This is a genomic window from Bacillus pumilus, from assembly GCF_900186955.1.
Classification (GTDB): Bacteria; Bacillota; Bacilli; order Bacillales; family Bacillaceae; genus Bacillus; species Bacillus pumilus.
Genome location: NZ_LT906438.1, coordinates 1,506,112 through 1,528,748, shown reverse-complemented (window position 1 = coordinate 1,528,748; position 22,637 = coordinate 1,506,112). Strand labels below are relative to the sequence as shown.

Sequence of the window (22,637 nt, the reverse complement as noted above, 5' to 3'; positions counted from 1 at the left end):
TTGTCCCCCTTAACGGCCTTTTTCACAAATTCGTCTACAATTCAAAAAAGTCAAAACCAATCATAGTTTTGACTTTTTTGAACGTATCGTATCTGCATAGCAGAAGCGATGTGTTATTCTTGATCCTCTTTTTCAAATGTCAAAAGACCGGCATCAATTTCTTCAAGTGCTTTACCTACAAATTTGTAAGATTTCGTATTTTCGATTTGCTGATCTTGGTGGATCTGCATTTCACGTGCACGACGTGCAGACACTGTCACAAGTGTGTATTTTGAATCAAGTTTGTTCATCAATGAGTCAATTGAAGGATCTAACATAGTTTATTCTACCCCCAGCATTTTTTTATATCTTGGTGCGACTCTGTCTCTGCGCAGGTGTTCTGCAAGGACGATCGCTTTGATTCTTTCACAAGCAAGCTCGACATCATCGTTTTCCACGACATAGTCGTAAGCATCCATCATTTCAATCTCTTCTTTTGCAGCAGCCATTCGATTTCGAATGAGCTCCTCAGACTCTGTACCACGTGTAATGATGCGGTTCTGAAGTTCTGAAAGACTAGGCGGTGCAAGGAAAATAAAAAGACCTTCTGGGAATGCTTCTCTTACTTGAAGTGCACCTTGCACTTCGATTTCAAGGAAAACATCTTTTCCTTCGCTTAATGTCTGTTCTACATAGTCAACAGGCGTGCCGTAGTAATTCCCGACATACTCTGCCCATTCTAACAGCTTTTTGTTTTCAATCATATGTTCAAATTCTTCCCTGGATTTAAAGAAATAATCGACACCATTTCTTTCACCTTCACGCGGTTTACGTGTTGTCACAGAAATTGAGTATTCAAATTTCGTATCTTCCTGGGAGAAAATGGCTTGTCTGACCGTTCCTTTTCCAACTCCCGAAGGTCCAGAGAGAACGATTAAAAGTCCTCTTTCTTTCATAATGGCGTATTACCCCTGCCCTTCATCTATGATTTCTTCTTTTACAGAAAGTCTTTGCGCGACAGTCTCAGGCTGAACGGCAGATAAGATGACATGGTCACTGTCCATAATGACAACAGCACGGGTTCTTCTTCCGTATGTAGCATCTATGAGCATGCCTCGATCTCTTGCGTCTTGTATCATTCGTTTAATCGGTGCTGATTCCGGACTGACGATCGAAATCATCCGATTCGCTGAAATGATGTTTCCAAATCCGATATTGATCAACTTTATGGTCATCTTCTAACGTCCCCCTGTATTATAAACGTCTCTAGTCTCGCCGAAAGAGACGTACTGTAAACAGCATACACAATGACTATTCTATATTCTGCACTTGTTCTTTTATTTTTTCAATAGCACTTTTCATTTCAACCACCAGCTTAGTTAAATGATGATGGTTCGCTTTTGAGCCAATGGTGTTCACTTCACGGTTGAGCTCCTGTACTAGAAAATCAAGTTTTCTGCCAGCAGCACCGCCTTGCATCAAGATTTGCTGGAATTGCTGAAAGTGACTTTTCAATCTCGTAATCTCTTCTGTAATGTCACAGCGGTCAGCAAAGATCGCAGCCTCTGTTGTCAATCTGCTTTCGTCAAGCGCCTCTCCGATCCATTCTTGCAATCGCTGATTGAGCCTGTCTTTATACTGACTCACAACCTCTGGTGCAAAGACTTTGATTTCTTCTGTATAGGCCTCTAATTCAGAAAGCCTCAGCTCACAGTCTTTTTGAAGTGATGTTCCCTCCTGCTCTCTCATGAAGCAAAGCTCCTTGACAGCCGTTTCACAAGCTTCCATCAGCAATTGCTCTAATTGCTCATTTCGGCTAGCCGATTCTTCTACTTGAACGGCATGCTCCAGCCCCAGTAAGTCATGTGCATGCTGAATGCCTGAAATGTGATAGCGTTTCTCGAGATCTTTTGCGGCTTTCATGTATTCATCAAGCAGCGGCCAGTCGATCTGCAAGGACCGGCTTGCTAGTTTACCGCCTTCAATCGTAACAAACAGCTCAATTCTACCGCGCTGCACGTGACGAAGAATGATTTTTTTTAATGTGTCTTCGAAATATAAAAGCGGCCTCGGCAAACGGGCATGAACCTCTTTAAAACGGTGATTGACCGATTTTAGCTCAACTGACACTGTCAGTTCTCCATCCGTTTTACTCGCTTGGCCGAATCCCGTCATACTGCGTATCATGTCAAAACACCCAATTCTTTCATATTAATAAAATGAAAAAGGTAATAGCAGACACTATTACCTCAAAATTATACCATAACGAATTATTTTTTTCTTGTCAAAAGTGATCCTGCCAGTAAAAAAGTTGGCAGTGCAGACATACCGATGATCAGCAGCCAATCAATTGGTGCGATCGCCACCGTTTTGAAAATCGGCTGAAGCGGCGGATAATAAATGACCACAAACATCAGTAAAAGTGATGACAAAACCGCACCGATTAAGTAGAGATTCCCGAATGGATTGCGTTCAAAGATGGATCGTTCACTGCGGCAGTCAAATACATGAATGAGTTGCGCCAACACAAGCGTACTAAATGCAACAGTCTGTGCATATGGCAGGTTGTTTGGATCACGGTGATACACAAACATAAATGCTAAAAGGGTCGCAAGTCCAATGAGGAACCCTCTAGATACAACCTTCCAGCCGAGCCCTCTAGCAAAAATCCCCTCTTTCATATTCCTCGGCTTCCTTTTCATGACATCGCCTTCTGGCTTATCCATACCAAGCGCCATCGCCGGGAGACCATCTGTGACGAGATTGACCCATAAAATTTGAATAGGAACGAGAGGAAGCGGAAGCGCTAGAAGCATCGCAAACAGCATAACCAAAATTTCTCCCACATTTGATGCGAGCAAATAGCGAACAAACTTACGAATGTTTTCATAAATATTTCGGCCTTCTTTAATGGCCGATTTAATGGTCGCAAAGTTGTCATCAAGTAAAATAAGAGAGGACGCTTCCTTGGCTACGTCTGTTCCAGTGATGCCCATGGAGATACCGATATCTGCTTGCTTAATTGCAGGCGCATCATTGACCCCGTCACCTGTCATCGCTACAATATGTCCATTTTTTTGATAAGCCTTCACAATTCTCAGCTTATGCTCCGGTGATACCCGTGCAAAGACGTATACATTTTCAGCCGTTTGCTCAAGCTCTTTGTCACTCAGCTGATCCAGCGCTTTTCCGTCGAGCACCTTTCCTTGCTTTGGTAAAAGGCTCAAGTCTTTTGCGATCGCTTTGGCTGTTTCCACGTGATCCCCTGTAATCATGACTGTTTTTATGCCCGCATCCCTGCACTCTTTAATCGCTCGTCTCACTTCAGGACGAGGCGGGTCGATCATGCCCTCTAGTCCGATAAATGTTAAATCAGTTTCAGCCTGCTGGACAGTGGTGATTGTTTCGGTCAGACCAACTTTTTTATACGCAATGGCAATCGTTCTCAGCGCCTGTCTTGCTAAACCTTGAATCGCAGCCTCTGTTTCTTGCCTGTGAGTGGCTGAAAATGAAGCTGTGCGTCCGCCGTGCATGATATGGCTTGAACGGTTCATCAGGACATCCGGCGCACCTTTTGCAATGACGTACCGCTCTTTTTGATTCGTTTCGACGACGACTGACATCATCTTTCTTTCTGAATCAAAAGGAAACTCTTCTACCACGTGAAATCCTGCTTCGATGAATTGCTCTGTAAAACCCGCTTTACGTGCTGCGGTGAGAAGTGCACCCTCTGTCGGATCACCATCAAGCCTCATTTCGCCATCTTTTTCAACGATGGTCGATGTATTACAAAGCGCCCCATATAATAACACCTTTTGCAGGCTTGGATGTTTGTCTACATGGACAAGTTCTCCGTTCAAGGTGAAATCACCAGATGGCTCATAGCCCGTACCAGAAATATTCCACGTTTTGCCCTCTGCCCATACATGGGTCACAGTCATTTTATTTTGCGTCATGGTTCCTGTTTTATCTGAGCAAATGATCGACGCGCAGCCAAGAGTCTCCACCGCCGGGAGCTTTCTGACAATCGATTTTTGTTTGATCATCCGCTGCACTCCTAAGGAAAGTGCGACGGTGACAATCGCCGGCAGGCCTTCAGGAATGGCAGCAACCGCAAGTGATACTCCCGCCAGGAACATATGATACAAATCATGTCCTTGCACAACGCCAAGAACCACAACGAGCACCGTTAAAAATAAAGCAGCCACAATGAGGATTTTCCCCAGCTGTTCGAGACGTCTTTGCAGTGGTGTTTCCATATTCCCTGCTGCATCCAGCATGCCGGCAATTTGCCCCATCGCTGTATTCATTCCTGTACCAATGACAACGCCCACGCCGCTTCCTCTAGTGACAAGCGTCCCCATAAAGGCCATGTTCGTCAAATCTCCAAGCGAGACATGATTGCTAGAAAGCGGACTTGCGTGTTTGACTGCTGGGATGGATTCTCCAGTGAGAGCAGACTCCTCGATTTCCAGGCTCTTTGTTTCTAGTAATCTAATATCTGCCCCAATCCGGTCTCCGCTTGAAAATTTCACAATATCCCCTGGCACGAGATGTTTAGACGGGATCTTGATCCATTCATTATTCCTCCTTGCATACACATGTGGGGTTGATAATTCTTTTAACGCTTGAAGGGATTTTTCCGCCCGGCGTTCTTGATAAAAGCCGAGCACTCCATTAATCAGAACAATCAATACAATGGCTACTGCATCAATGTATTCGCCTAGAAAAGCAGAAATGATCGTTGCTGCAAGCAAGATTAACACCATAAAGTCTTTAAATTGCGCTAAAAAAATGATCAGAGCTGACGCCTTTTTCCCTTCCTGCAATTCGTTTGACCCGTGTTTTTCAAGCCGTTTTTGTACATCTTTTTCTGACAGTCCGTCACCTATCGATGTATTCATTGTTTTTAATAAATCGGTTTGGTTCAGTTCATGCCAATTCATTTGACCTCGTCCACTCCTCTTTTGTTCTCTCTCATATGCAGTGTTCTATAAGCCAGTTTATTCAGACTCGTCCTAAATCATGCTATAATAATAAGACTGCCTAAAGAACGAGAAATGGAAGGTTCTTTCAGTAGATTTGTGTGAAAGAAGAGGGTGTATCCAACATGTCATTTGACGGCATTTTTACATATGGTATGACAAATGAATTGCAAGAGACATTAACTGGCGGAAGAATTTCAAAAATTCATCAGCCATATAAGCACGAGCTGATTTTTCATATCCGGGCAAACGGAAAGAATCATAAGCTCCTTTTATCCGCTCATCCGAGCTATGCTAGAGTGCAGCTCACAGAGCAGCAATATGACAATCCAAGCGAACCTCCAATGTTTTGTATGCTCCTTAGAAAGCATCTTGAGGGCGGATTTATTGAGCGTTTTGAACAAATTGGATTTGACCGGGTGATCGTACTTCATGTACGAAGCCGCAATGAAATTGGCGACGAACAGACTCGAAAGCTCTACATTGAAATCATGGGAAGGCATAGTAATTTGATTCTTGTCGAAGATGATACGCAGCAGATCATCGATGGCTTGAAGCATCTTTCTCCATCTGTAAACAGCTATCGAACAGTGCTTCCTGGGCACGAATACCTTCTGCCGCCTGCGCAGCAAAAATTAAATCCGTTTGCAGTAACGAAGGACGATATTTTAAAGCATTTACGCTTTCAAGAAGGAATGATCGCAAAGCAAATTGTCGATACATTCTCTGGGGTTTCTCCGCTGTTTGCAAAGGAAGCTGTACACAGGGCTAGTCTTGCCAATCAGGAAACGATTCCAAATACACTACTCGACATGTTCCAGCTGATTCGCATGCATTCCTTTACCCCGCAGCTGACAAGAAAAGATGGGAAGGAGTATTTCTATTTATTAGAACTACAGCATGTCCAAGGCGAGATGAAGACATTCGACTCTCTCAGCCAGCTGCTTGACCGCTTTTATTTCGGCAAAGCTGAAAGAGACAGAGTGAAACAACAAGCGTCTGACCTTGAACGGTTTGTCATAAATGAAAAAAAGAAAAATGAAAACAAGCTCAAAAAACTGAACAGAACCCTTGAAGAATCTCAAAATGCCCATAAATACCAGCTCTATGGCGAATTGCTAACAGCCAATTTATATGCCATCAAAAAAGGGGATAAAGAAGCGACTGTCATCAATTATTACGATGAAGATGGTGGAGAGATCACGATACCGCTCAAAACAAACAAAACCCCTTCTGAAAATGCGCAAGCATATTTCACAAAATATCAAAAGGCAAAAAATGCAGTAGAAGCGGTCAATGAGCAAATTGAGCGGACGCATGAAGAGATTGCTTATTTTGATGAGTTGATTCAGCAGCTGTCCTCTGCCTCACCGAAGGATTTAGAGGAAATGAGAGAAGAGCTTGTTGAAGGGAAGTATTTACGCGCCAAACAAAAGCGCAACGCCAAAAAGAAAAAAACGGCGGCCATTCAGCTTGAAACGTATGAATCGTCTCAAGGGATTCCGATATTAGTCGGAAAAAACAACAAACAAAACGAGTATTTAACCACAAAGGCGGCTGCCCGTGACGATATTTGGCTGCACACGAAAGATATTCCTGGATCACATGTCGTCATCCGTCATCAAACGCCTGACGAACAGACGCTACTTGAAGCGGCTCAAATCGCTGCCTACTTCTCGAAGGCAAAGGAGTCGAGCTCCGTTCCTGTCGATTACACGAAAATCCGGCATGTGAAAAAACCAAATGGAGCCAAGCCCGGATTTGTGACGTATGATCAACAGCAAACATTATTTGTCACGCCTGACGAAGATGTGGTTCTTAAGCTGCGAAAATAATAAAAGCCGATAAAATCCTTTCAAGAGATTTTATCGGCTTTTTCTTTGTTGTTTTTTTCTTTCGATATAGAGAGCATCAAGTGCATCTACATCCTCTTGTTCAAGCAATGTCTCAATTTCCGCAGCCAGCTGTTTTGTCCGGGCTGGGCTTGCACCGCTTGTAGAGACTGAAATCGTCACTTTCCCTGCTTTGACCACCTTTGGCACGATCACATTGCCAAGCTCTGATTGGCTCACACAATTCACAAGCTGGTGAGGCCGTGCTGTTTGTGCAATCCATTCATTTACCACCGGATCATTTGTAGCAGCGACAATGAAAAATGCATCCTCTACATCTTGAGCTTCCACTTTCTTTTCTTTCCAATTCAGGTTGTATGTATCAATGAGACGTGCCATCTCTTTAGAAATATCAGGACTCACGATGGTGATATGGCAAGGCTCTATGCATAGCACCTCTGCCCTTCTTGCGGCTATTTTTCCACCGCCGGCGATGAGCACTTGTTGATTGGTTAAATCAAGATGGACTGGAAGCATGGCTTTCTCCTTGGAAATGAAACGCATCGTCTTTGTTTAAAATGGTTTCTTGCACGCGTTCAATATAAGCTGCTTTTACATGCGGATGAAAGCCAATATACCGGCATACCCGGACAGCTTTCAGCCTCTCTCTCGCCTGAGCCGCTTCGCTTTCAATCTCTTTCATTAAAATACCCGTAAACAACAAGTAAGGAACGAGATAAACAGGCGCATCATCATGTGCTGTTAATTTCGCAAGAACATCTCGGTAATTTGGCTCACATGCTGTAATAAAACATGGCAAGACCTCAGCAAAAGGAAGCAGGCGCCGGACATCGTCCGCAATGCCAAACACATCTCGCTTCACATCTGGATCAGAGCTTCCGCGGCCAATTAAAAGAATCCGTGCTTTCCCGCCTTGATATCCTGCTTCTTCAATTCTTGCAGCAACTGCTTTTGTCACTTCTTGATTGACCCCAATTGGTTTCCCGTATGTGACCTTCACTTGCGGGTATCGTTTTTGAAGTTTCTCAATCTCAACTGGAATATCCGATTTAGCATGCATAGCAGTTAAAAGGAGGAGCGGGACGATCGCAATGTGTGTAGCTCCTTTTTTCACACAGGCTTCAAAGCCTTCCTCTATAGAAGGGGCTGTTAGTTCTAAAAAACAAATTTCTTGTATTTCGGCTTCTACTAACGGCATACAGCTTTTCATAAAAGAAATGGCTTTATCTTGTGCTTCTTTTACCCTGCTTCCATGCCCAACATAAAGTACAGCTTGTTTCATGCGGCTCCTCCCTCTCACTTGTATTATTCAGACGAAAAGACACGATCAATGTACGTGTCTTGTCTTTATCAATCTCATTTCTCAATAAGGGCAGGTTCAAACCAGTTCAGCTTTTGGTGAAAATGAACGACATCTCCAACAACTATTAAGCTTGGATGCTCGATGCCTTCTTTTTCAACGGTTTCAGACAGTGTCGCCACAGTGCAGCAAGTCGTCTTTTGCCTTGTCGTGGTTCCCCAGTGTATAAACGCTGCTGGCGTTTCTGGATCACGTCCATTTTTTATAAGAAGCTGCTGCACTCTTTCTACGTTTTTGACGCCCATGTAAATCACAAGGGTATCAATCCCTGTAGCCAGTGCCTCCCACTTTTCTTCAAAATGCTCATCCTTTTGATAGTGACCCGTGACAAACGCAACATTCGAGCTGAATTCACGGTGCGTCACAGGAATGCCTGCATAAGCAGCTGCTGCAATACCAGAGGTAATCCCCGGGACAACTTCATATGGAATTCCGTGCTCAGCTAAGCATTCGATTTCTTCACCGCCGCGGCCAAATACAAAGGGGTCGCCGCCTTTCAGACGGACGACAACATTCCCTTCCTTTGCATGGGTCACAAGGGCTTCATTGATGGCTTCCTGTCTCATCGTATGATGATTCGGGAGCTTGCCACAATAGATTAATTCCGCCTCGGGTTTGGCGTGGGCGAGTATTTCTTGATTGACAAGACGATCATATAAAATGACATCTGCCTGCTGTATTGCCTTAAGGGCTTTTAATGTAATTAAGTCTGGATCCCCAGGTCCAGCCCCCACAATGTATACTTTCCCCATCGTGCTTTTCTCCCCCTGCCATCAGGCGATTATTTCGCTTTTCCCTTTACATAATCAACAAGACGCTGTTTGGACTCTTCACGCGATAATTCACCTGTATCTAGAACAAGCTCAGGTGCAGCTGGCTCTTCATACGGCGAATCAATCCCGGTAAAAAATGGAATTTCGCCATTTCTAGCTTTTTTATATAACCCCTTTGGGTCACGCTCTTCGCATACGTTCAGATCACATTTCACAAACACTTCGTGAAATTCTCCCGCTTCAACTAACTGTCTGACAATGCGGCGGTCTTCTTGAAATGGTGAAATAAAAGCCGTGATGACAATCGTTCCTTGCTCAACAAATAATTTCGCCACTTCTCCGATACGTCGGATGTTCTCTTTTCTGTCATCATCTGAAAACCCTAAATCTTTATTCAATCCATGCCGCACATTATCGCCATCAAGAACAGTGACTTGATAACCTTGTTCAAACAGCTCTCTAGCCGCTGCATTTGCGATTGTAGATTTACCTGATCCACTTAGACCTGTGAGCCAAATAATGCCGCTTTTATGATTGTTTTTCTGTTGATATTCTTTTTTTGTAATAGATGAATCATGCCACACGATATGTTCGTTGCTCATGTCATACCCTCCCATTAAGATACCGTCGTTTTTAATCCTTCGATTAATGTTTCAATGACTTCTTTTCGGCTGAACGTGCTTGGCGGTAATTCTCCGTTTCTCAGCATCGTTCGAACCTTTGTACCTGAAAGAATGATATGCTCGCTTTTATCGTGAGGACATGTTTTTGGTGTTGCCATTGCTTCACATGTATTACAGTAGAAGCTATGTTCAAATTTTAACGGGGTAATGCCAATTTCTTCGCTTGTAAATTGTTCAAATAACTCCTGCGCCTCGTATGTGCCGTAATAATCACCAACACCTGCATGATCTCTTCCCACAATAAAGTGAGTACAGCCGTAATTTTTACGAACAAGCGCGTGAAAGATTGCTTCCTTTGGTCCAGCATAACGCATTGCCGCAGGAAAAACACCTAAAAAGACGCGATCCTTTGGGTAATAACCGTTCAATAACACTTGATAGCTTTTCATTCTCACGTCTGCCGGAATATCGTCTGATTTTGTTTCACCGACAAGTGGATTTAAAAACAAACCATCGACGGTTTCAAGTGCTGTCTTTTGAATATATTCATGGGCACGGTGAACAGGGTTTCTCGTTTGGAAACCAACAATCGTTTTCCAGCCGTTCTCTTTAAAATGACGTCTTGTTTCTTCCGGCTCATACGTAAATTGAGGGAATGGTTTTTCGCTTCGTTTCGTCAGTGTAATTTTACCACCAATGTACGTATCACCGCGTTCAAATAATTTTTTCACGCCTGGATGATTGCGGTCATCAGTTTTATACACATTTACCGCTTCTTTTTCCTTATCTGGTGTGTATTGATCCTCTACTTCAATCACGCCATATACAGTTCCATTATACGATAGACGCACAATCTCGCCTCGATGGATTTCCGCTGCCTTTTCCTTTGTCACTGGCAGTGTAATAGGAAGAGACCAAACGACACCACTTGCTAGCCGCATACTGCTCACAACCGCTTCATAATCAGCTTTTGTTAAAAACCCTTCAATTGGACTATACCCGCCAATTGCTATGAGTTCAAGGTCTGCAAAAGAGATAGCATCTAGTTCAATTTCCTTTGCAGCCGTGCTGAGGTCATACTCTTCATTTACTCGATTAATTAATACGCCACCATGTGGTGTTAAACTCATTTGTTCATCTTCCTCTCAATGTTCATATTTATTAGATGTAAATAGTCGGATTTGTCGTTAAATCCCGCCGCCCTGTTCATGAATCGAGCTGCTTTCATTTTTGACTGCCTTCATCAGACTTAGCGCACCAAGTGAGGCAAGCAGTACACTCATCATGATAAAGATAGAGTAATAGTCCCCTTTTAAGAAAAGACTCACCAGCAAATACGATAGACTAAGTGATAAAAAGGGTGATACTACCCACACTTTCAGCATTTTTTTCACCACATGTTTATGAAAAATATTAGGTCCGCCTTTTGCCATGCCAAGTCCAATGATAGACGAGGAGGTGATTTGGGTAAGTGGAACTGGCAGCCCAAAAATAGAGCTGACGATGACAAGTCCAGCACCGGTACCGGAAAGCAATATCCCTTCGCCCGTTTGATAGCGGGTAATTTTCTTTCCGTTTGTTTCCAGTACTCTTCTACCAAGCAAGAGGGCTCCAATGGCGACGAAGATTCCGCCATAAAGTGTTCCTTGCCCAACTGACAAAACGCCCGCGGCAACAAGTGGACCGACTGCATTTGCCACATTGTTCATACCTGCTGAAAATGCTTCTAAAAATCCACTAAGGATTAAAACAATGGATAAAATGACTGTTCCTTTTTTAGACAGCTTACGTTTAGGGAACATTCTGATGATTTTGACTACAACAAAGGTAAAAAGAAAGGCGACAAGCGGAATGATAACCCAAAATGCCACAATGACTAAAATGGATTTCACATACAATACTTTATATGCGACCGCGACACCAACTACAGCTCCTACTGTCACCTCACTCGTTGATAAAGGGATGGCCATCAGATTCGCTATAAAGAGTGATAATGCAGCAGAACCAATAATAATACAAACAATTTCAAGTGTAATGACGGATTCAGGCATAATTCCAGAGCTAATCGTTTTGACAACCTCACCACCGCCAATAACTGAACCTGCTAAAATCCCAACTGCACATACACTGAGTGCATAGATCGGCTTTCGAATCGCACCTGATCCGTACGCGATGCCCATCGAAGCTGCTGCACCACTCGCGCCAATGTTTAGAGCGAAAAATAAACTAAATAAAATTGCGGCAATTTCCATACACTATGCTCCCTTACTCATGTAATCCGCACTCAGTCTTAGCTGTGCCTGACCATCTGCCAGACCGCAGATCCTCGGCAGTAAATGCTGGCTGTGTACACGGGGCACACCCGATACTTGGATATCCCTGATCATGTAGCGGATTATAAGTAAGTTCCTCTCTAGATGCATATCTCCATATGTCCTTCCACGTCCAGTGGATAAGCGGACATACTTTCACTGATTTGAATTTTTCATCCTTATTTAAAAAGTTCGTCCCTGCTCGCTTAGGAGACTGCTCCCTCCTTAAGCCAGAAAGCCATGCCGGATAGCCAGATAGCGCTTCTTGCAAAGGAATGACCTTACGCATATGACAGCAGCTTTGAGGATCTGTTTTCCATAGTTGATCACCATGCTGCTCGTTTTGCTCCTCAACCGTCAGCTCAGGGGTTTTCAGCACAATATCTAAACCCGGGTATCTTTCCTTTACCGCATCAATTGTGTCGTACGTTTCCTTAAAATGCAGACCTGTATCTAAAAAGACAATTCTTGCATCCTTTTTTACTTTCGCAATCAAATCAATGAGGACGATGCCTTCAATACCAAAACTGCATGCATAAACGAGCTGATCACCATAATGACCGTATGCCCATTTCAGCACAGATAAGGCCCCTTTATACAAATCATCTTCTTGAAATGTAATGGACGGCTCTTGCCAATTTTCATAAGTTAACATTGTTTCTCCCCTTCCGGAGTATCACTACTCTCCGCACTACGTCAACTGAATTTTTTCTGTCTTCTTCCACTTGGATCACTTGACCGTCCTGAACAATCAGTGTAACTAAACTGAATTCATATCCCCAATCAGTTTCTGCATAGGCTTCAATTAAGTCTTCATCCTGCTTTTGCTTCACTTCCCCCTCACCGTTAAAATAAAAAAACTTCCTTTCATTCCGAAAGAAAGATGAGGAAGCTCACGATTTCCTTATCTTTCAAAATAGAATCATTTTGCAGGAAGTAGCACCTTGCAAATTGCAGGTTGCCGGGCTTCATCGGGCCAGTCCCTCCACCTCTCTGGATAAGTGTTTTAATTTGTCTTAAATATTAACACAATTCAAACAAAAGTCAACCCGACTTTATTGATAGGATTAGTTTTTATTTAAATTTGAGTCTATTTTACTATTTTTAACCAAATAAAAAAGCTGTGCGGGTATGCGCAGCTTCATATTGTATTCAGCGTGACAGAAAACCTTTGCAGTCCTGACAAAGAATGCGAGGGTTTGTCTACACGAAGCTATTTAGACGATTTCTTCCATCCAAGATTCAGAGGAAGGATCTTGTCTCCAGCGTTTTAATTTATTCATAGCAGAAGGCTCAATCGCTTTCAGCTCAAGTGCCACGTCTGTCAGGGTGTCATAGTCTGTTAGGGTGACATATGGAATGTTTTTTTCTTGGAATGCTGCCGCAGCTTTTGGCAGACCGTATGTGAAGATCGCGGCAACGCCTAGTACGTCACAGCCCGCTTCTTGAAGAGCAGCGACCACTTCAAGCACACTGCCTCCTGTTGAAATCAGGTCTTCTACGACGACCACCTTTTGGCCTTTTGATACGGCACCTTCAATTTGATTTCCTTTTCCATGTGCTTTTGGCTTACTTCTGACATAACACATCGGGACGTTTAGACGATCTGCTGCTAATGCCGCATGCGGGATGCCTGCTGTTGCAGTACCAGCAATCACCTTCGCTCCCTCAAAATGAGTGAGAATCAACTCTTTAAGACCTTCAGCAATGTCGTGTCTAACTTCTGGATAGGACAAGGTGAGACGGTTGTCACAATAGATCGGTGATTTGATACCGCTTGCCCATGTAAACGGTTCGTCTGGTTTCAATGAGACCGCTTTGATTTGTAATAGGTGTTTAGCAATTTTTGTTTTCATCTGGCAGTCACTCCCACTCTTTCAAAATTTGATGATAGGCTTCCAATGGTTTTTCAGCTTTTGTGATTGACCTTCCGACAACAATTTGTGAAACACCTTGCTCTTTTGCATAATCAGGGGTTGCCACACGCTTTTGATCATCGGTTTGATCATTTAGTAAACGAATCCCTGGCGTAACAGTGAGGAAGTCAGGTGAGATGTGCTCATGAAGAGCTTTGGATTCATGAACAGAGCAAACAACACCGTCTAGTCCACTTTCATGTGCCAATTGACCGTACCGGATGACAGTCTCTTGCAGCGGACGGTCTATGAGTAATTCGCTTCTCATCATGTCTTCAGATGTACTCGTCAGCTGAGTCACTGCAATAATGCCCGGACGTTTTTGCCCAGCAGGCGTTCCGTTTTCAAGCCCTTCTAACGCAGCTTGCATCATCTGTTTCCCGCCAGCAGCATGTACATTGACTAGATCAACGCCAAGTGCGGCAAGCCGGTTCATTGCTTTTTGCACCGTTGTTGGAATGTCATGTAATTTGAGGTCGAGGAAAATGTGACAGTTTTTTTCTTTAATTGCGTCAAGGATGGCAGGTCCTTCTTGGTAAAACAGCTCCATGCCGACCTTCACAAATAATGGTGTCCCTTCAAAGGGTTCTAAAAAGGCGAGCGTCTCCTGCCCTGATGGAAAATCAAGCGCGATGATGGGCAAGTGCTTCATGTTTCCAGCTCCTTCCGATACATTCCTCTACAGATGAATACCCGTAGGCTTCTAATACATTTGGCAGTTCTTCAATGATTTCTGGGCAAATAAATGGGTTCACAAAATTGGCTGTGCCAACAGCTACTGCACTCGCACCTGCTAGTAAAAATTCAAGTACATCTTCAGCATTTTGCACTCCGCCCATTCCGATAATCGGGATAGAAACCGCTTGACTGACCTCATGTACCATGCGCACAGCGACAGGTTTGACCGCAGGGCCTGATAATCCGCCTGTTTTATTGGCAAGAATCGGTTTCCCTGTTTTTAAATCTAAACGCATACCGATTAACGTGTTAATCATCGTGAGTCCATCCGCTCCAGCATATTCAATCGCTTGAGCAATCTCCACAATATTAGCTACGTTAGGAGACAGTTTGACATAGACAGGAACGGAGGACACGTCCTTCACCGCTTTTGTCAATGCTGCTGCCATGTGAGGATCTGTACCAAAAGCAATTCCGCCAGTTTTGACATTCGGACACGAGATATTCAGTTCAAGGGCATGGACATTTTTTGCTTGGCTGATCTGCTTCGCTACTTCAACATAATCATCGACCTGTGAGCCAGCGACGTTTGCAATAATAGGCGTATCAAACTGCTCAAGCCAAGGCAATTCATTTTCCAGCACGCCTTTTAGGCCAGGATTTTGAAGACCGATGGCATTGAGCATCCCGGCACCTGTCTCTGCTACCCTTGGTGTCGGGTTGCCAAATCTCGGTTCTAAGGTTGTGGCTTTGATCATGATACCGCCAAGCACGGATAAGTCGTATAATGAAGCAAATTCTCTCCCGAATCCAAAGCAGCCTGATGCAGGGATAATCGGATTCTTTAAAGATAAGCCTGGTAACTCAACGTTTAGCATGACAACGCCACCTCCTCTGCTTTAAATACAGGTCCGTCCAGACAGACTTTGACGTAAGCTTTTTCGTGCTGATCGGTATGACAGACACATGCAAAGCAAGCACCAATTCCGCAGCCCATTCGTTCTTCCATTGAAATGTAGACAGGCTTATCGGGGTAAGAGTCTTTTAGTGCTTTTAACATAGGGGTCGGCCCGCAGGAAAGCATGACATCAAAGCTCAAATCATTCTCTTCAATGACACTTGTCACGAAGCCCTTTGCGCCGTATGTCCCATCAACTGTTGCGATAAATGTATCTCCGAGTGCTTGGAATTTCTCCTCGTAAAATACATCCTTTTTCGATTGAAAGCCAAGGACATGCTTGACGATGACGCCTTTTTTCGTTAAACGTTTGGACAGCTCATATAAAGGCGGTACTCCAATTCCACCACCGACTAGTAACGCTGTCTGACCTGGCTGAACAACTGAAGGATCGTACCCGTTGCCAAGCGGCCCTAAGACATCGATGGATTCCCCATCCCGCCTTTGGGAAAGAAGCTTTGTGCCCTCTCCCTCTGCGCGATAGATGATGGTTGCTTCTTGCTTCTCGGCATGAATATTGGCAATACTGATCGGTCTTCTCAGCAGCGGTGTCATGGACTCGCTGACCTTGATATGAAGAAATTGTCCAGCCGTTTGAAAGGAGTCCACAAGGTCACCTTTTAATGTCATTTCGTAAATATGATCAGCGATCTCTCGATTTGAGACGACCGTCAAGTATGCTTTTTTCATATCGTTACTGTCACCTCAGCATTCGTTTTCACTTCTGGCATTTCGTCCGCTCTAAATGTCATGCTTTCTAGTACTCTTAAAATCGCTTCTGCTGTATCTAGCGACGTTAAGCAAGCTACGCCATTTTCAACAGCTTCACGTCTGATTCTAAAGCCGTCTCTTGCCGGCTGTTTTCCTTTTGTCAGAGTGTTGATGACAAATTGGGCTTCCCCGTTTCGTATGACATCGAGAAGGTTTTTGCCTTCTTCTCCTATTTTGCCGACAACACTTGATGGGATGGAGGCTTGTTTTAAGTAATTCGCTGTTCCTTCTGTCGCTAAAATATGGTAGCCGATTGAATGGAATCTTCTCGCAATCTCCAGTCCTTCTTCTTTATCCTTGTCAGCAACTGTCAGAAGAACTGTCCCGTCTTTAGGAATTTGAATGCCTGATGCAATTAATCCTTTGTAGAGAGCTTTTTCGATTGTGACATCTTTCCCCATGACTTCACCTGTCGATTTCATTTCAGGTCCGAGTGTAATATCGACTCTTCTTAGTTTTGCAAAAGAGAAGACTGGAACTTTGACGTACACCCCTTCTTGTTCTGTGTGAAGTCCTTCCTCGTAGCCATAGTTTTTGAGTTTTTCTCCTAAAATGACTTTTGTCGCCAGGTTTGCCATCGGGATGCCTGTGATTTTACTTAAGAAAGGAACTGTCCGGCTTGAACGCGGATTCACTTCAAGTACGAACACTTCACCTTTTGAGAGAACAAATTGAATGTTTAGCAGCCCAATAATGTTGAGCCCTTTTGCAAGCTTGATCGTGTATTCTGCGATCTTCGCTTTGATCTCTTCAGACAATGTTTGCGGCGGGTAAACCGCAATCGAGTCACCAGAGTGAACCCCAGCTCTTTCAATGTGTTCCATAATGCCAGGGATCACGACAGTTTCGCCATCAGACACGGCATCTACTTCGATTTCTTTTCCTGTCAAATACTTGTCAATTAAGACTGGGTGCTGCGGATTGACTTTCACTGCATTCTCCATGTAATGAAGAAGCTCGGCTTCTTGATAAACGATTTCCATTGCACGACCGCCTAATACATAGGAAGGGCGGACAAGGACTGGGTAGCCGATCTGATTGGCAATCGCTACAGCTTCCGGCACAGACGTAGCTGTTTTCCCTTTAGGTTGCGGCACGCCGAGTGCTTCTAATGTTTGTTCAAACTTGTCCCTGTTTTCGGCTCGGTCTAGGTCTTCAAGAGATGTGCCGAGAATCTTCACCCCTCTATTTGATAATTCATCTGCTAGGTTGATCGCTGTTTGTCCGCCGAACTGGACAACGACTCCTTCAGGTTGCTCTAGATCGATGATGTGCATCACATCTTCTACAGTGAGTGGTTCAAAGTAGAGCTTGTCCGAAATACTAAAGTCTGTTGAGACCGTTTCAGGGTTGTTGTTAATAATGATTGCTTCATACCCTGCTTGTTTAATTGCCCACACAGAATGAACGGTCGCATAATCAAATTCTACTCCTTGACCGATTCTGATAGGACCTGAGCCTAATACGATGACGCTTTTCTTGTCTGTACGTTCTGATTCATTTTCATCTTCATATGTGCTGTAGAAATATGGCGTCTCGGATTCAAATTCAGCCGCACAAGTATCTACCATTTTGTAAACAGGTACGATGCTTGCTTCTTGTCTTAGCGTATAGACATCCGCTTCATTCATATTCCACTCGCGGCTAATATAGATGTCTGAGAAGCCTTTTTCTTTCGCTTCTTTTAATACGTCTGTATTGCCTTTGTTTTCTTTTAATGTCTTTTCAAAAGCGATGATGCCTTCCAGTTTATGAAGGAAGAAGTAATCAATTTTTGAGAACTCATGTAATTGTTCAACCGTATAGCCTCTTCTAAGTGCCTCAGCGATATAGAATAATCGTTCGTCTCCCGCCTTGATAATCCGCTTTTCAAGCACTTCGTTTGTGATATCTGCTTCATCTTTTAATTCAATGTGGTGCACATCCGCTTCAAGTGAACGAACAGCCTTTAGAAGAGACTCTTCTAATGTACGGCCGATCGCCATCACTTCACCCGTTGCTTTCATTTGCGTACCAAGACGTCTGTTGGCCGATTCGAATTTATCAAACGGCCAGCGCGGAATTTTAGACACAATATAGTCGAGTGCCGGTTCGAAGGCGGCATAGGTTTTACCTGTGACTGGGTTCATCATTTCATCAAGCGTTAAGCCGACAGCAATTTTCGCTGCAAGTTTGGCAATTGGATAACCAGTTGCTTTCGACGCAAGTGCAGAAGAGCGACTCACGCGCGGATTTACTTCGATGATATAGTATTGAAAGCTGTCTGGATCAATTGCCAGCTGTACGTTACATCCGCCTTCAATCCCAAGTGCCCGGATCAGCTTGAGCGACACATTGCGAAGCAGCTGATATTCACGGTCACTTAACGTTTGGCTTGGCGCCACAACGATACTGTCTCCTGTGTGGATACCGACTGGATCAAAGTTTTCCATGTTACAAACAACGATCGCATGATCACCGCTATCACGCATGACTTCATATTCAATTTCTTTAAAGCCTGCAATACTTTTTTCAAGTAAGCATTGTGTGACTGGGCTTAGCTTCAAACCGTTTTCGACGATTTCCTTCAGCTCTTGCTCGTTTGTACAAATTCCGCCGCCTGTTCCGCCTAATGTATAAGCTGGTCTTACAATGACAGGGAAACCGATTTGATTCGTAAACGCCATCGCTTCTTCTAGGTTATGGATGATTTCACTTTCTGGTACAGGCTCATTTAGTTCATTCATCAAATTACGGAATAGATCTCTGTCCTCTGCTTTTTGAATAGCTGAAAGTTTTGTTCCTAATACTTCAACACCACATTCAGCTAATACGCCAAGGTCTGATAATTCAACAGCAAGGTTAAGTCCAGTTTGTCCGCCAAGTGTTGGCAAGATCGCATCAGGACGTTCTTTTCGAATGATTCGTGTTAAGAATTCTGGTGTCAGTGGTTCGATGTATACCTTATCGGCCATTTCTGTATCTGTCATGATGGTCGCTGGATTGGAATTCACAAGAACGACTTCATAGCCTTCTTCTTTTAGTGCTAAGCAAGCCTGTGTGCCTGCATAGTCAAACTCCGCTGCCTGACCAATGATGATTGGACCTGAACCGATAACTAAAATCTTTTTGATGTCTACGCGTTTTGGCATACTTCTTCCCCTTCTTTCTCAGTTGTATGAATCATGTCCATGAACTGGTCGAATAAGTAGTTCGCATCTTCTGGACCTGGTGATGCTTCTGGGTGGTACTGGACAGTGAATGCTGGTGCTTCTTTATGTTTTAAGCCTTCAATTGTATTGTCGTTTAGTGCGATGTGTGTGACTTCGAGCACGTCCTCGTTAATGGCACTAACTGTGTAGCCGTGGTTTTGAGATGTCAGTGTGACCTTGCCGGTTGCTAGTTCTTTCACTGGGTGATTCGATCCTCTGTGACCGAATTTCATTTTTTCAGTACTTGCGCCGCATGCAAGCGCGAATAATTGATGTCCAAGGCAAATGCCAAAGAGTGGAACTTTTCCAATCAATTGCTGAATCATCTCGACTGCTTCTGGTACATCCACAGGATCCCCAGGGCCGTTTGAAAGCATGATTCCATCAGGCTTTAACTGCAGTACTTCATCTGCCGTGATATTATACGGCACCACAATGACATCACAGTCCCGTTTATTGAGCTCGCGCAAAATGCCGTGCTTCATGCCGAAATCGACAAGGACAATTCTTTTTCCTCTCCCTGGGCTTGGATACGCATTTTTCACAGAAACTTGACTCACTTGATCTGTTGGCTGCTGCATTGTTTGAAGGCGGCGGACCACGTCTTCTACTTCTTCATCCGGTCCTGCAAATGCCCCTCTTAATGTGCCTGCACTTCGAATCATTCTCGTCAGCTTTCGTGTATCGATTCCGCTAAGCCCTGGAATGTTTTTCATTTTCAAATACTCATCAAGCGAGTATGAAGAGCGCCAGTTTGAGGGCTTTTCACAAAGCTCCTTCACAATCAGCCCTTTGACAAATGGTGTGATCGATTCAAAATCATCACGGTTAATCCCATAGTTGCCGATAAGCGGGTAAGTGAGTGTGACAATTTGTCCGCAGTATGATGGATCAGACAAAATTTCTTGATAACCTGTCATCCCTGTATTAAAGACGACTTCTCCGACTGACGATTCTAAGCTGCCAAAGCCTGTTCCTTCGAATACTGTTCCGTTTTCTAGCACTAAGCGTCTCTTCATTTTACTAGTCTCCCCTCTTCATACACGACTTTCCCAGATGCAAGTGTCATGACCGGCCATCCTGATACAGTCAATTTGTCAAACGGTGTATTTTGTCCTTTTGATAAGAAGCTCTTTTTATCGATTGCCATTTCTTTGTTTAGATCAATGAGTGTAATATCAGCTGTTTGTCCTTCTTCCAGCTTTCCATAAGGAAGGGAGAAGGCTTCTGCTGGCTTGATCGTCATATAATCAACGAGTTCTTTTAATGTCCATTCGCCTGTTTTGACAAATCGCGTGTAAAGAAGCGGGAACGCTGTTTCAAGCCCGACTATTCCAAAAGGTGCGCGCTGCATCGTTTCGTTCTTTTCTTCTTCTGTATGCGGTGCATGGTCTGTTGCGATGAAATCAATCGTTCCATCTAACAGTCCCTCGATTAGTGCCTCGCGATCCTCTTTTCCTCTAAGAGGCGGGTTCATTTTATAGTTCGTATCAAGCCCTGGGATGTCTGCATCACATAGGAGCAGGTGATGCGGTGACACCTCTGCCGTCACACGGATGCCTGCTTTTTTTGCATCGCGAACGACTCGCACAGATTCTTTCGTACTGATATGACATACATGATAATGACAGTTCGCTGCTTCTGCTAAAAGAACATCTCTTGCAATATGCACCGATTCACAAATGGACGGTATTCCGTTTAATTCATTCGCTTTTGAAAATTCTCCTTCATGAACGCATCCTCCGTAAATGAGCGAGTTATCCTCACAGTGCGCGACAATGGCTTGATCAAGACTTGCTGCCTTTTTCATCGCTTCGTACATCATTCCTGCTGTTTGGATGCCAACCCCGTCATCTGTGAAAGCGAAGGCGCCTGCTTCTTTTAGTGCTGCAAAGTCTGTCATCTCTTCCCCAATTTGTCTAGTTGTGATGGAGGCGTATGGCAGTACTCTGACAGAAGAGGTCTCTTCGATTCGATTCATGAGCCATTCCATTTGCTCTTTTGTATCTGGAACTGGGCGTGTATTCGGCATCGCTGCAATCGTCGTATAGCCGCCTCTTGCTGCTGCTTTAGAGCCTGTTTCAATCGTTTCCTTCTTCTCTCCGCCTGGCTCTCTTAAATGTACATGCAGATCAATTAAGCCTGGTGAAACAAATAGCCCTTTAGCATCAATGACCTCTTCTCCGTCTTCTCTTTCTAAGTGACCAATCGCTTGAATCACTTCTCCTTCTACCCTAATATCCTGCTGCACTTTTTCACCTGTGCTTGTTAAGATAAAACCGTTTTTAATGAGATACGACATAGACAGAATCTCTCCCTTTTTGATGTAGTCTGCTATTTTGAAAAGCTCTTTTTAATACCGCCATTCGGACATAAACGCCATTTTCCATTTGCTTGAAAATTCGTGACTGCTTTGATTCCACTAAAGAATCATCTATCTCCACACCTCTGTTTACTGGTGCTGGATGCATGATAATGGCTCGTTCTTTCATGTTGTTTGCCCTGTTTACTGTTAATCCATAAGTCGATAAGTATTCTTCATTACCCATTTTTTTAGCGTGCCGTTCATGCTGGATTCTAAGCAGCATCACCACATCAGATTGTCTAATGGCTTCGTCTACTTGGACATACGTTCCGTGAGGATTTTGCTCATCTTGGAAGGAAGCAGGTCCTGAGAAAAGGACTGTCGCTCCGAGCCTTGAGAGTACTTCCGCATTCGACCTTGCCACCCTGCTGTGCTTGATGTCTCCATGAATCGAAATCGTTAAGCCCTCAAAGCCGCCAAACTCTTCATAGATGGTCATTAGGTCAAGCAGTGATTGGGTCGGGTGCTGCCCGCAGCCATCTCCAGCATTGATGATGGGAATCCCAACCTTCCCGATCAGTTCGTTGTAATATTCATCGGTGCTGTCTCTGATCACACAAGCTTTCACGCCGATGGATTCGAGCGTTTTTACCGTATCGTAAAGAGTTTCGCCTTTTTGAACAGAGGTGCTTGCCGCATCTAAGCTTAGTACATTCATCCCCAGCTTCTTTTCGGCGACTTCGAAGCTAAATCGTGTTCTTGTGCTTGGTTCAAAAAAGAGATTTGCTACAAATTCTCCCGCTAAACCAAGCTCTTGCTTCCCCTTTTTGAGAGCCGTTGCTTCTTCAATCAGCTGTAAAATCTCTTCTTTAGACAAGCTGCTCATTGTCGATAAATCATTCATTTTTTCTTCCCCCTCTAGTTTTTCATCAC

The 22,637-nt window shown here is 43.9% G+C and carries 22 protein-coding genes and 1 riboswitch; of the genes, 1 reads left to right on the top strand and 21 read right to left on the bottom strand.

Features of this window, described 5'->3' with window-relative positions:
- Nucleotides 1-113 precede the first annotated feature (113 nt).
- The 5 genes from rpoZ to CKW02_RS07680 all read right to left on the bottom strand — a co-directional run bounded on the left by rpoZ (nucleotide 114) and on the right by CKW02_RS07680 (nucleotide 4,925).
- The gene (gene rpoZ / locus CKW02_RS07700) at nucleotides 114-317 is read right to left on the bottom strand and encodes a DNA-directed RNA polymerase subunit omega (protein ID WP_003211647.1); all 204 of its coding nucleotides are present in this window, start codon (nucleotides 315-317) and stop codon (nucleotides 114-116) included.
- 3 nt (nucleotides 318-320) lie between these two features.
- Nucleotides 321-935: a guanylate kinase gene (gene gmk / locus CKW02_RS07695; protein ID WP_003212381.1), complete on the bottom strand. Its 615-nt coding sequence runs from the start codon at nucleotides 933-935 to the stop codon at nucleotides 321-323.
- A gap of 9 nt (nucleotides 936-944) precedes the next feature.
- Nucleotides 945-1,214 carry an extracellular matrix/biofilm regulator RemA gene (gene remA, locus CKW02_RS07690; RefSeq protein WP_008344898.1) on the bottom strand — a complete coding sequence of 90 codons (270 nt, stop codon included), beginning with the start codon at nucleotides 1,212-1,214 and terminating at the stop codon, nucleotides 945-947.
- 76 nt (nucleotides 1,215-1,290) lie between these two features.
- Entirely contained in the window at nucleotides 1,291-2,166 is an 876-nt protein-coding gene (locus CKW02_RS07685; RefSeq protein ID WP_003211878.1) for a YicC/YloC family endoribonuclease, read from the bottom strand.
- Between the two features lie 83 nt (nucleotides 2,167-2,249).
- Nucleotides 2,250-4,925: a calcium-translocating P-type ATPase, SERCA-type gene (locus CKW02_RS07680; protein ID WP_003211329.1), complete on the bottom strand. Its 2,676-nt coding sequence runs from the start codon at nucleotides 4,923-4,925 to the stop codon at nucleotides 2,250-2,252.
- 164 nt (nucleotides 4,926-5,089) lie between these two features.
- On the opposite strand from CKW02_RS07680, the gene CKW02_RS07675 reads away from it, so the two are divergent.
- Nucleotides 5,090-6,799, top strand: a complete 1,710-nt coding sequence (locus CKW02_RS07675; RefSeq protein ID WP_003212091.1) for an Rqc2 family fibronectin-binding protein — start codon at nucleotides 5,090-5,092, stop codon at nucleotides 6,797-6,799.
- A gap of 30 nt (nucleotides 6,800-6,829) precedes the next feature.
- On the opposite strand, the gene CKW02_RS07670 is transcribed toward CKW02_RS07675, so the two are convergent.
- From CKW02_RS07670 to CKW02_RS07595, 16 genes are all read right to left on the bottom strand, one after another.
- The gene (locus CKW02_RS07670; protein WP_003211818.1) at nucleotides 6,830-7,333 is read right to left on the bottom strand and encodes a precorrin-2 dehydrogenase/sirohydrochlorin ferrochelatase family protein; all 504 of its coding nucleotides are present in this window, start codon (nucleotides 7,331-7,333) and stop codon (nucleotides 6,830-6,832) included.
- Complete coding sequence (locus tag CKW02_RS07665) at nucleotides 7,314-8,099, bottom strand: sirohydrochlorin chelatase (protein ID WP_003212505.1); 786 nt, start codon at nucleotides 8,097-8,099, stop codon at nucleotides 7,314-7,316. The genes CKW02_RS07670 and CKW02_RS07665 overlap by 20 nt, the downstream gene beginning before the upstream one ends.
- Nucleotides 8,100-8,173: 74 nt before the next feature.
- Complete coding sequence (cobA, locus tag CKW02_RS07660) at nucleotides 8,174-8,929, bottom strand: uroporphyrinogen-III C-methyltransferase (protein WP_050945074.1); 756 nt, start codon at nucleotides 8,927-8,929, stop codon at nucleotides 8,174-8,176.
- Nucleotides 8,930-8,958: 29 nt separating this feature from the next.
- The gene (cysC, locus tag CKW02_RS07655; protein WP_003212173.1) at nucleotides 8,959-9,552 is read right to left on the bottom strand and encodes an adenylyl-sulfate kinase; all 594 of its coding nucleotides are present in this window, start codon (nucleotides 9,550-9,552) and stop codon (nucleotides 8,959-8,961) included.
- Between the two features lie 14 nt (nucleotides 9,553-9,566).
- Nucleotides 9,567-10,703, bottom strand: a complete 1,137-nt coding sequence (sat, locus tag CKW02_RS07650) for a sulfate adenylyltransferase (protein ID WP_003212347.1) — start codon at nucleotides 10,701-10,703, stop codon at nucleotides 9,567-9,569.
- Nucleotides 10,704-10,760: 57 nt separating this feature from the next.
- Nucleotides 10,761-11,825, bottom strand: a complete 1,065-nt coding sequence (locus tag CKW02_RS07645) for a sulfate permease (RefSeq protein WP_003211192.1) — start codon at nucleotides 11,823-11,825, stop codon at nucleotides 10,761-10,763.
- A gap of 13 nt (nucleotides 11,826-11,838) precedes the next feature.
- The gene (locus tag CKW02_RS07640; protein ID WP_003211029.1) at nucleotides 11,839-12,540 is read right to left on the bottom strand and encodes a phosphoadenylyl-sulfate reductase; all 702 of its coding nucleotides are present in this window, start codon (nucleotides 12,538-12,540) and stop codon (nucleotides 11,839-11,841) included.
- Nucleotides 12,527-12,718, bottom strand: coding sequence for a DUF2292 domain-containing protein (locus tag CKW02_RS07635; RefSeq protein ID WP_003211143.1), 192 nt, complete (start codon nucleotides 12,716-12,718; stop codon nucleotides 12,527-12,529). The genes CKW02_RS07640 and CKW02_RS07635 overlap by 14 nt, the downstream gene beginning before the upstream one ends.
- 68 nt (nucleotides 12,719-12,786) lie before the next feature.
- Nucleotides 12,787-12,889, bottom strand: a riboswitch (SAM riboswitch).
- Between the two features lie 213 nt (nucleotides 12,890-13,102).
- Nucleotides 13,103-13,741 carry an orotate phosphoribosyltransferase gene (pyrE, locus tag CKW02_RS07630; RefSeq protein ID WP_003212208.1) on the bottom strand — a complete coding sequence of 213 codons (639 nt, stop codon included), beginning with the start codon at nucleotides 13,739-13,741 and terminating at the stop codon, nucleotides 13,103-13,105.
- Nucleotides 13,742-13,748: 7 nt separating this feature from the next.
- Nucleotides 13,749-14,453, bottom strand: a complete 705-nt coding sequence (gene pyrF, locus CKW02_RS07625) for an orotidine-5'-phosphate decarboxylase (RefSeq protein ID WP_003212383.1) — start codon at nucleotides 14,451-14,453, stop codon at nucleotides 13,749-13,751.
- On the bottom strand, nucleotides 14,425-15,357 hold the full coding sequence (locus tag CKW02_RS07620) for a dihydroorotate dehydrogenase (protein WP_003211769.1): 933 nt from the start codon (nucleotides 15,355-15,357) through the stop codon (nucleotides 14,425-14,427). Before CKW02_RS07620 ends, pyrF begins: the two co-directional genes overlap by 29 nt.
- Nucleotides 15,351-16,127 (bottom strand): dihydroorotate dehydrogenase electron transfer subunit, encoded by a 777-nt coding sequence (locus CKW02_RS07615; RefSeq protein ID WP_003211895.1) that lies wholly within the window; start codon nucleotides 16,125-16,127, stop codon nucleotides 15,351-15,353. Before CKW02_RS07615 ends, CKW02_RS07620 begins: the two co-directional genes overlap by 7 nt.
- Nucleotides 16,124-19,339 carry a carbamoyl-phosphate synthase (glutamine-hydrolyzing) large subunit gene (carB, locus tag CKW02_RS07610; RefSeq protein ID WP_003211222.1) on the bottom strand — a complete coding sequence of 1,072 codons (3,216 nt, stop codon included), beginning with the start codon at nucleotides 19,337-19,339 and terminating at the stop codon, nucleotides 16,124-16,126. The genes CKW02_RS07615 and carB overlap by 4 nt, the downstream gene beginning before the upstream one ends.
- Nucleotides 19,324-20,418, bottom strand: a complete 1,095-nt coding sequence (locus CKW02_RS07605; RefSeq protein ID WP_003211459.1) for a carbamoyl phosphate synthase small subunit — start codon at nucleotides 20,416-20,418, stop codon at nucleotides 19,324-19,326. Before CKW02_RS07605 ends, carB begins: the two co-directional genes overlap by 16 nt.
- Complete coding sequence (locus CKW02_RS07600; protein ID WP_003211286.1) at nucleotides 20,415-21,701, bottom strand: dihydroorotase; 1,287 nt, start codon at nucleotides 21,699-21,701, stop codon at nucleotides 20,415-20,417. Before CKW02_RS07600 ends, CKW02_RS07605 begins: the two co-directional genes overlap by 4 nt.
- Entirely contained in the window at nucleotides 21,685-22,608 is a 924-nt protein-coding gene (locus CKW02_RS07595; RefSeq protein ID WP_034620039.1) for an aspartate carbamoyltransferase catalytic subunit, read from the bottom strand. Before CKW02_RS07595 ends, CKW02_RS07600 begins: the two co-directional genes overlap by 17 nt.
- Nucleotides 22,609-22,637: the final 29 nt, after the last annotated feature.

Excerpts from the sequence above, each read along its gene's own strand:
- rpoZ (WP_003211647.1), bottom strand. The coding sequence starts at position 317 with ATGTTAGATCCTTCAATTGACTCATTGATGAACAAACTTGATTCAAAA.
- gmk (WP_003212381.1), bottom strand. The coding sequence starts at position 935 with ATGAAAGAAAGAGGACTTTTAATCGTTCTCTCTGGACCTTCGGGAGTT.
- remA (WP_008344898.1), bottom strand. The coding sequence starts at position 1,214 with ATGACCATAAAGTTGATCAATATCGGATTTGGAAACATCATTTCAGCG.
- CKW02_RS07685 (WP_003211878.1), bottom strand. The coding sequence starts at position 2,166 with ATGATACGCAGTATGACGGGATTCGGCCAAGCGAGTAAAACGGATGGA.
- CKW02_RS07680 (WP_003211329.1), bottom strand. The coding sequence starts at position 4,925 with ATGAATTGGCATGAACTGAACCAAACCGATTTATTAAAAACAATGAAT.
- CKW02_RS07675 (WP_003212091.1), top strand. The coding sequence starts at position 5,090 with ATGTCATTTGACGGCATTTTTACATATGGTATGACAAATGAATTGCAA.
- CKW02_RS07670 (WP_003211818.1), bottom strand. The coding sequence starts at position 7,333 with ATGCTTCCAGTCCATCTTGATTTAACCAATCAACAAGTGCTCATCGCC.
- CKW02_RS07665 (WP_003212505.1), bottom strand. The coding sequence starts at position 8,099 with ATGAAACAAGCTGTACTTTATGTTGGGCATGGAAGCAGGGTAAAAGAA.
- cobA (WP_050945074.1), bottom strand. The coding sequence starts at position 8,929 with ATGGGGAAAGTATACATTGTGGGGGCTGGACCTGGGGATCCAGACTTA.
- cysC (WP_003212173.1), bottom strand. The coding sequence starts at position 9,552 with ATGAGCAACGAACATATCGTGTGGCATGATTCATCTATTACAAAAAAA.
- sat (WP_003212347.1), bottom strand. The coding sequence starts at position 10,703 with ATGAGTTTAACACCACATGGTGGCGTATTAATTAATCGAGTAAATGAA.
- CKW02_RS07645 (WP_003211192.1), bottom strand. The coding sequence starts at position 11,825 with ATGGAAATTGCCGCAATTTTATTTAGTTTATTTTTCGCTCTAAACATT.
- CKW02_RS07640 (WP_003211029.1), bottom strand. The coding sequence starts at position 12,540 with ATGTTAACTTATGAAAATTGGCAAGAGCCGTCCATTACATTTCAAGAA.
- pyrE (WP_003212208.1), bottom strand. The coding sequence starts at position 13,741 with ATGAAAACAAAAATTGCTAAACACCTATTACAAATCAAAGCGGTCTCA.
- pyrF (WP_003212383.1), bottom strand. The coding sequence starts at position 14,453 with ATGAAGCACTTGCCCATCATCGCGCTTGATTTTCCATCAGGGCAGGAG.
- CKW02_RS07620 (WP_003211769.1), bottom strand. The coding sequence starts at position 15,357 with ATGCTAAACGTTGAGTTACCAGGCTTATCTTTAAAGAATCCGATTATC.
- CKW02_RS07615 (WP_003211895.1), bottom strand. The coding sequence starts at position 16,127 with ATGAAAAAAGCATACTTGACGGTCGTCTCAAATCGAGAGATCGCTGAT.
- carB (WP_003211222.1), bottom strand. The coding sequence starts at position 19,339 with ATGCCAAAACGCGTAGACATCAAAAAGATTTTAGTTATCGGTTCAGGT.
- CKW02_RS07605 (WP_003211459.1), bottom strand. The coding sequence starts at position 20,418 with ATGAAGAGACGCTTAGTGCTAGAAAACGGAACAGTATTCGAAGGAACA.
- CKW02_RS07600 (WP_003211286.1), bottom strand. The coding sequence starts at position 21,701 with ATGTCGTATCTCATTAAAAACGGTTTTATCTTAACAAGCACAGGTGAA.
- CKW02_RS07595 (WP_034620039.1), bottom strand. The coding sequence starts at position 22,608 with ATGAATGATTTATCGACAATGAGCAGCTTGTCTAAAGAAGAGATTTTA.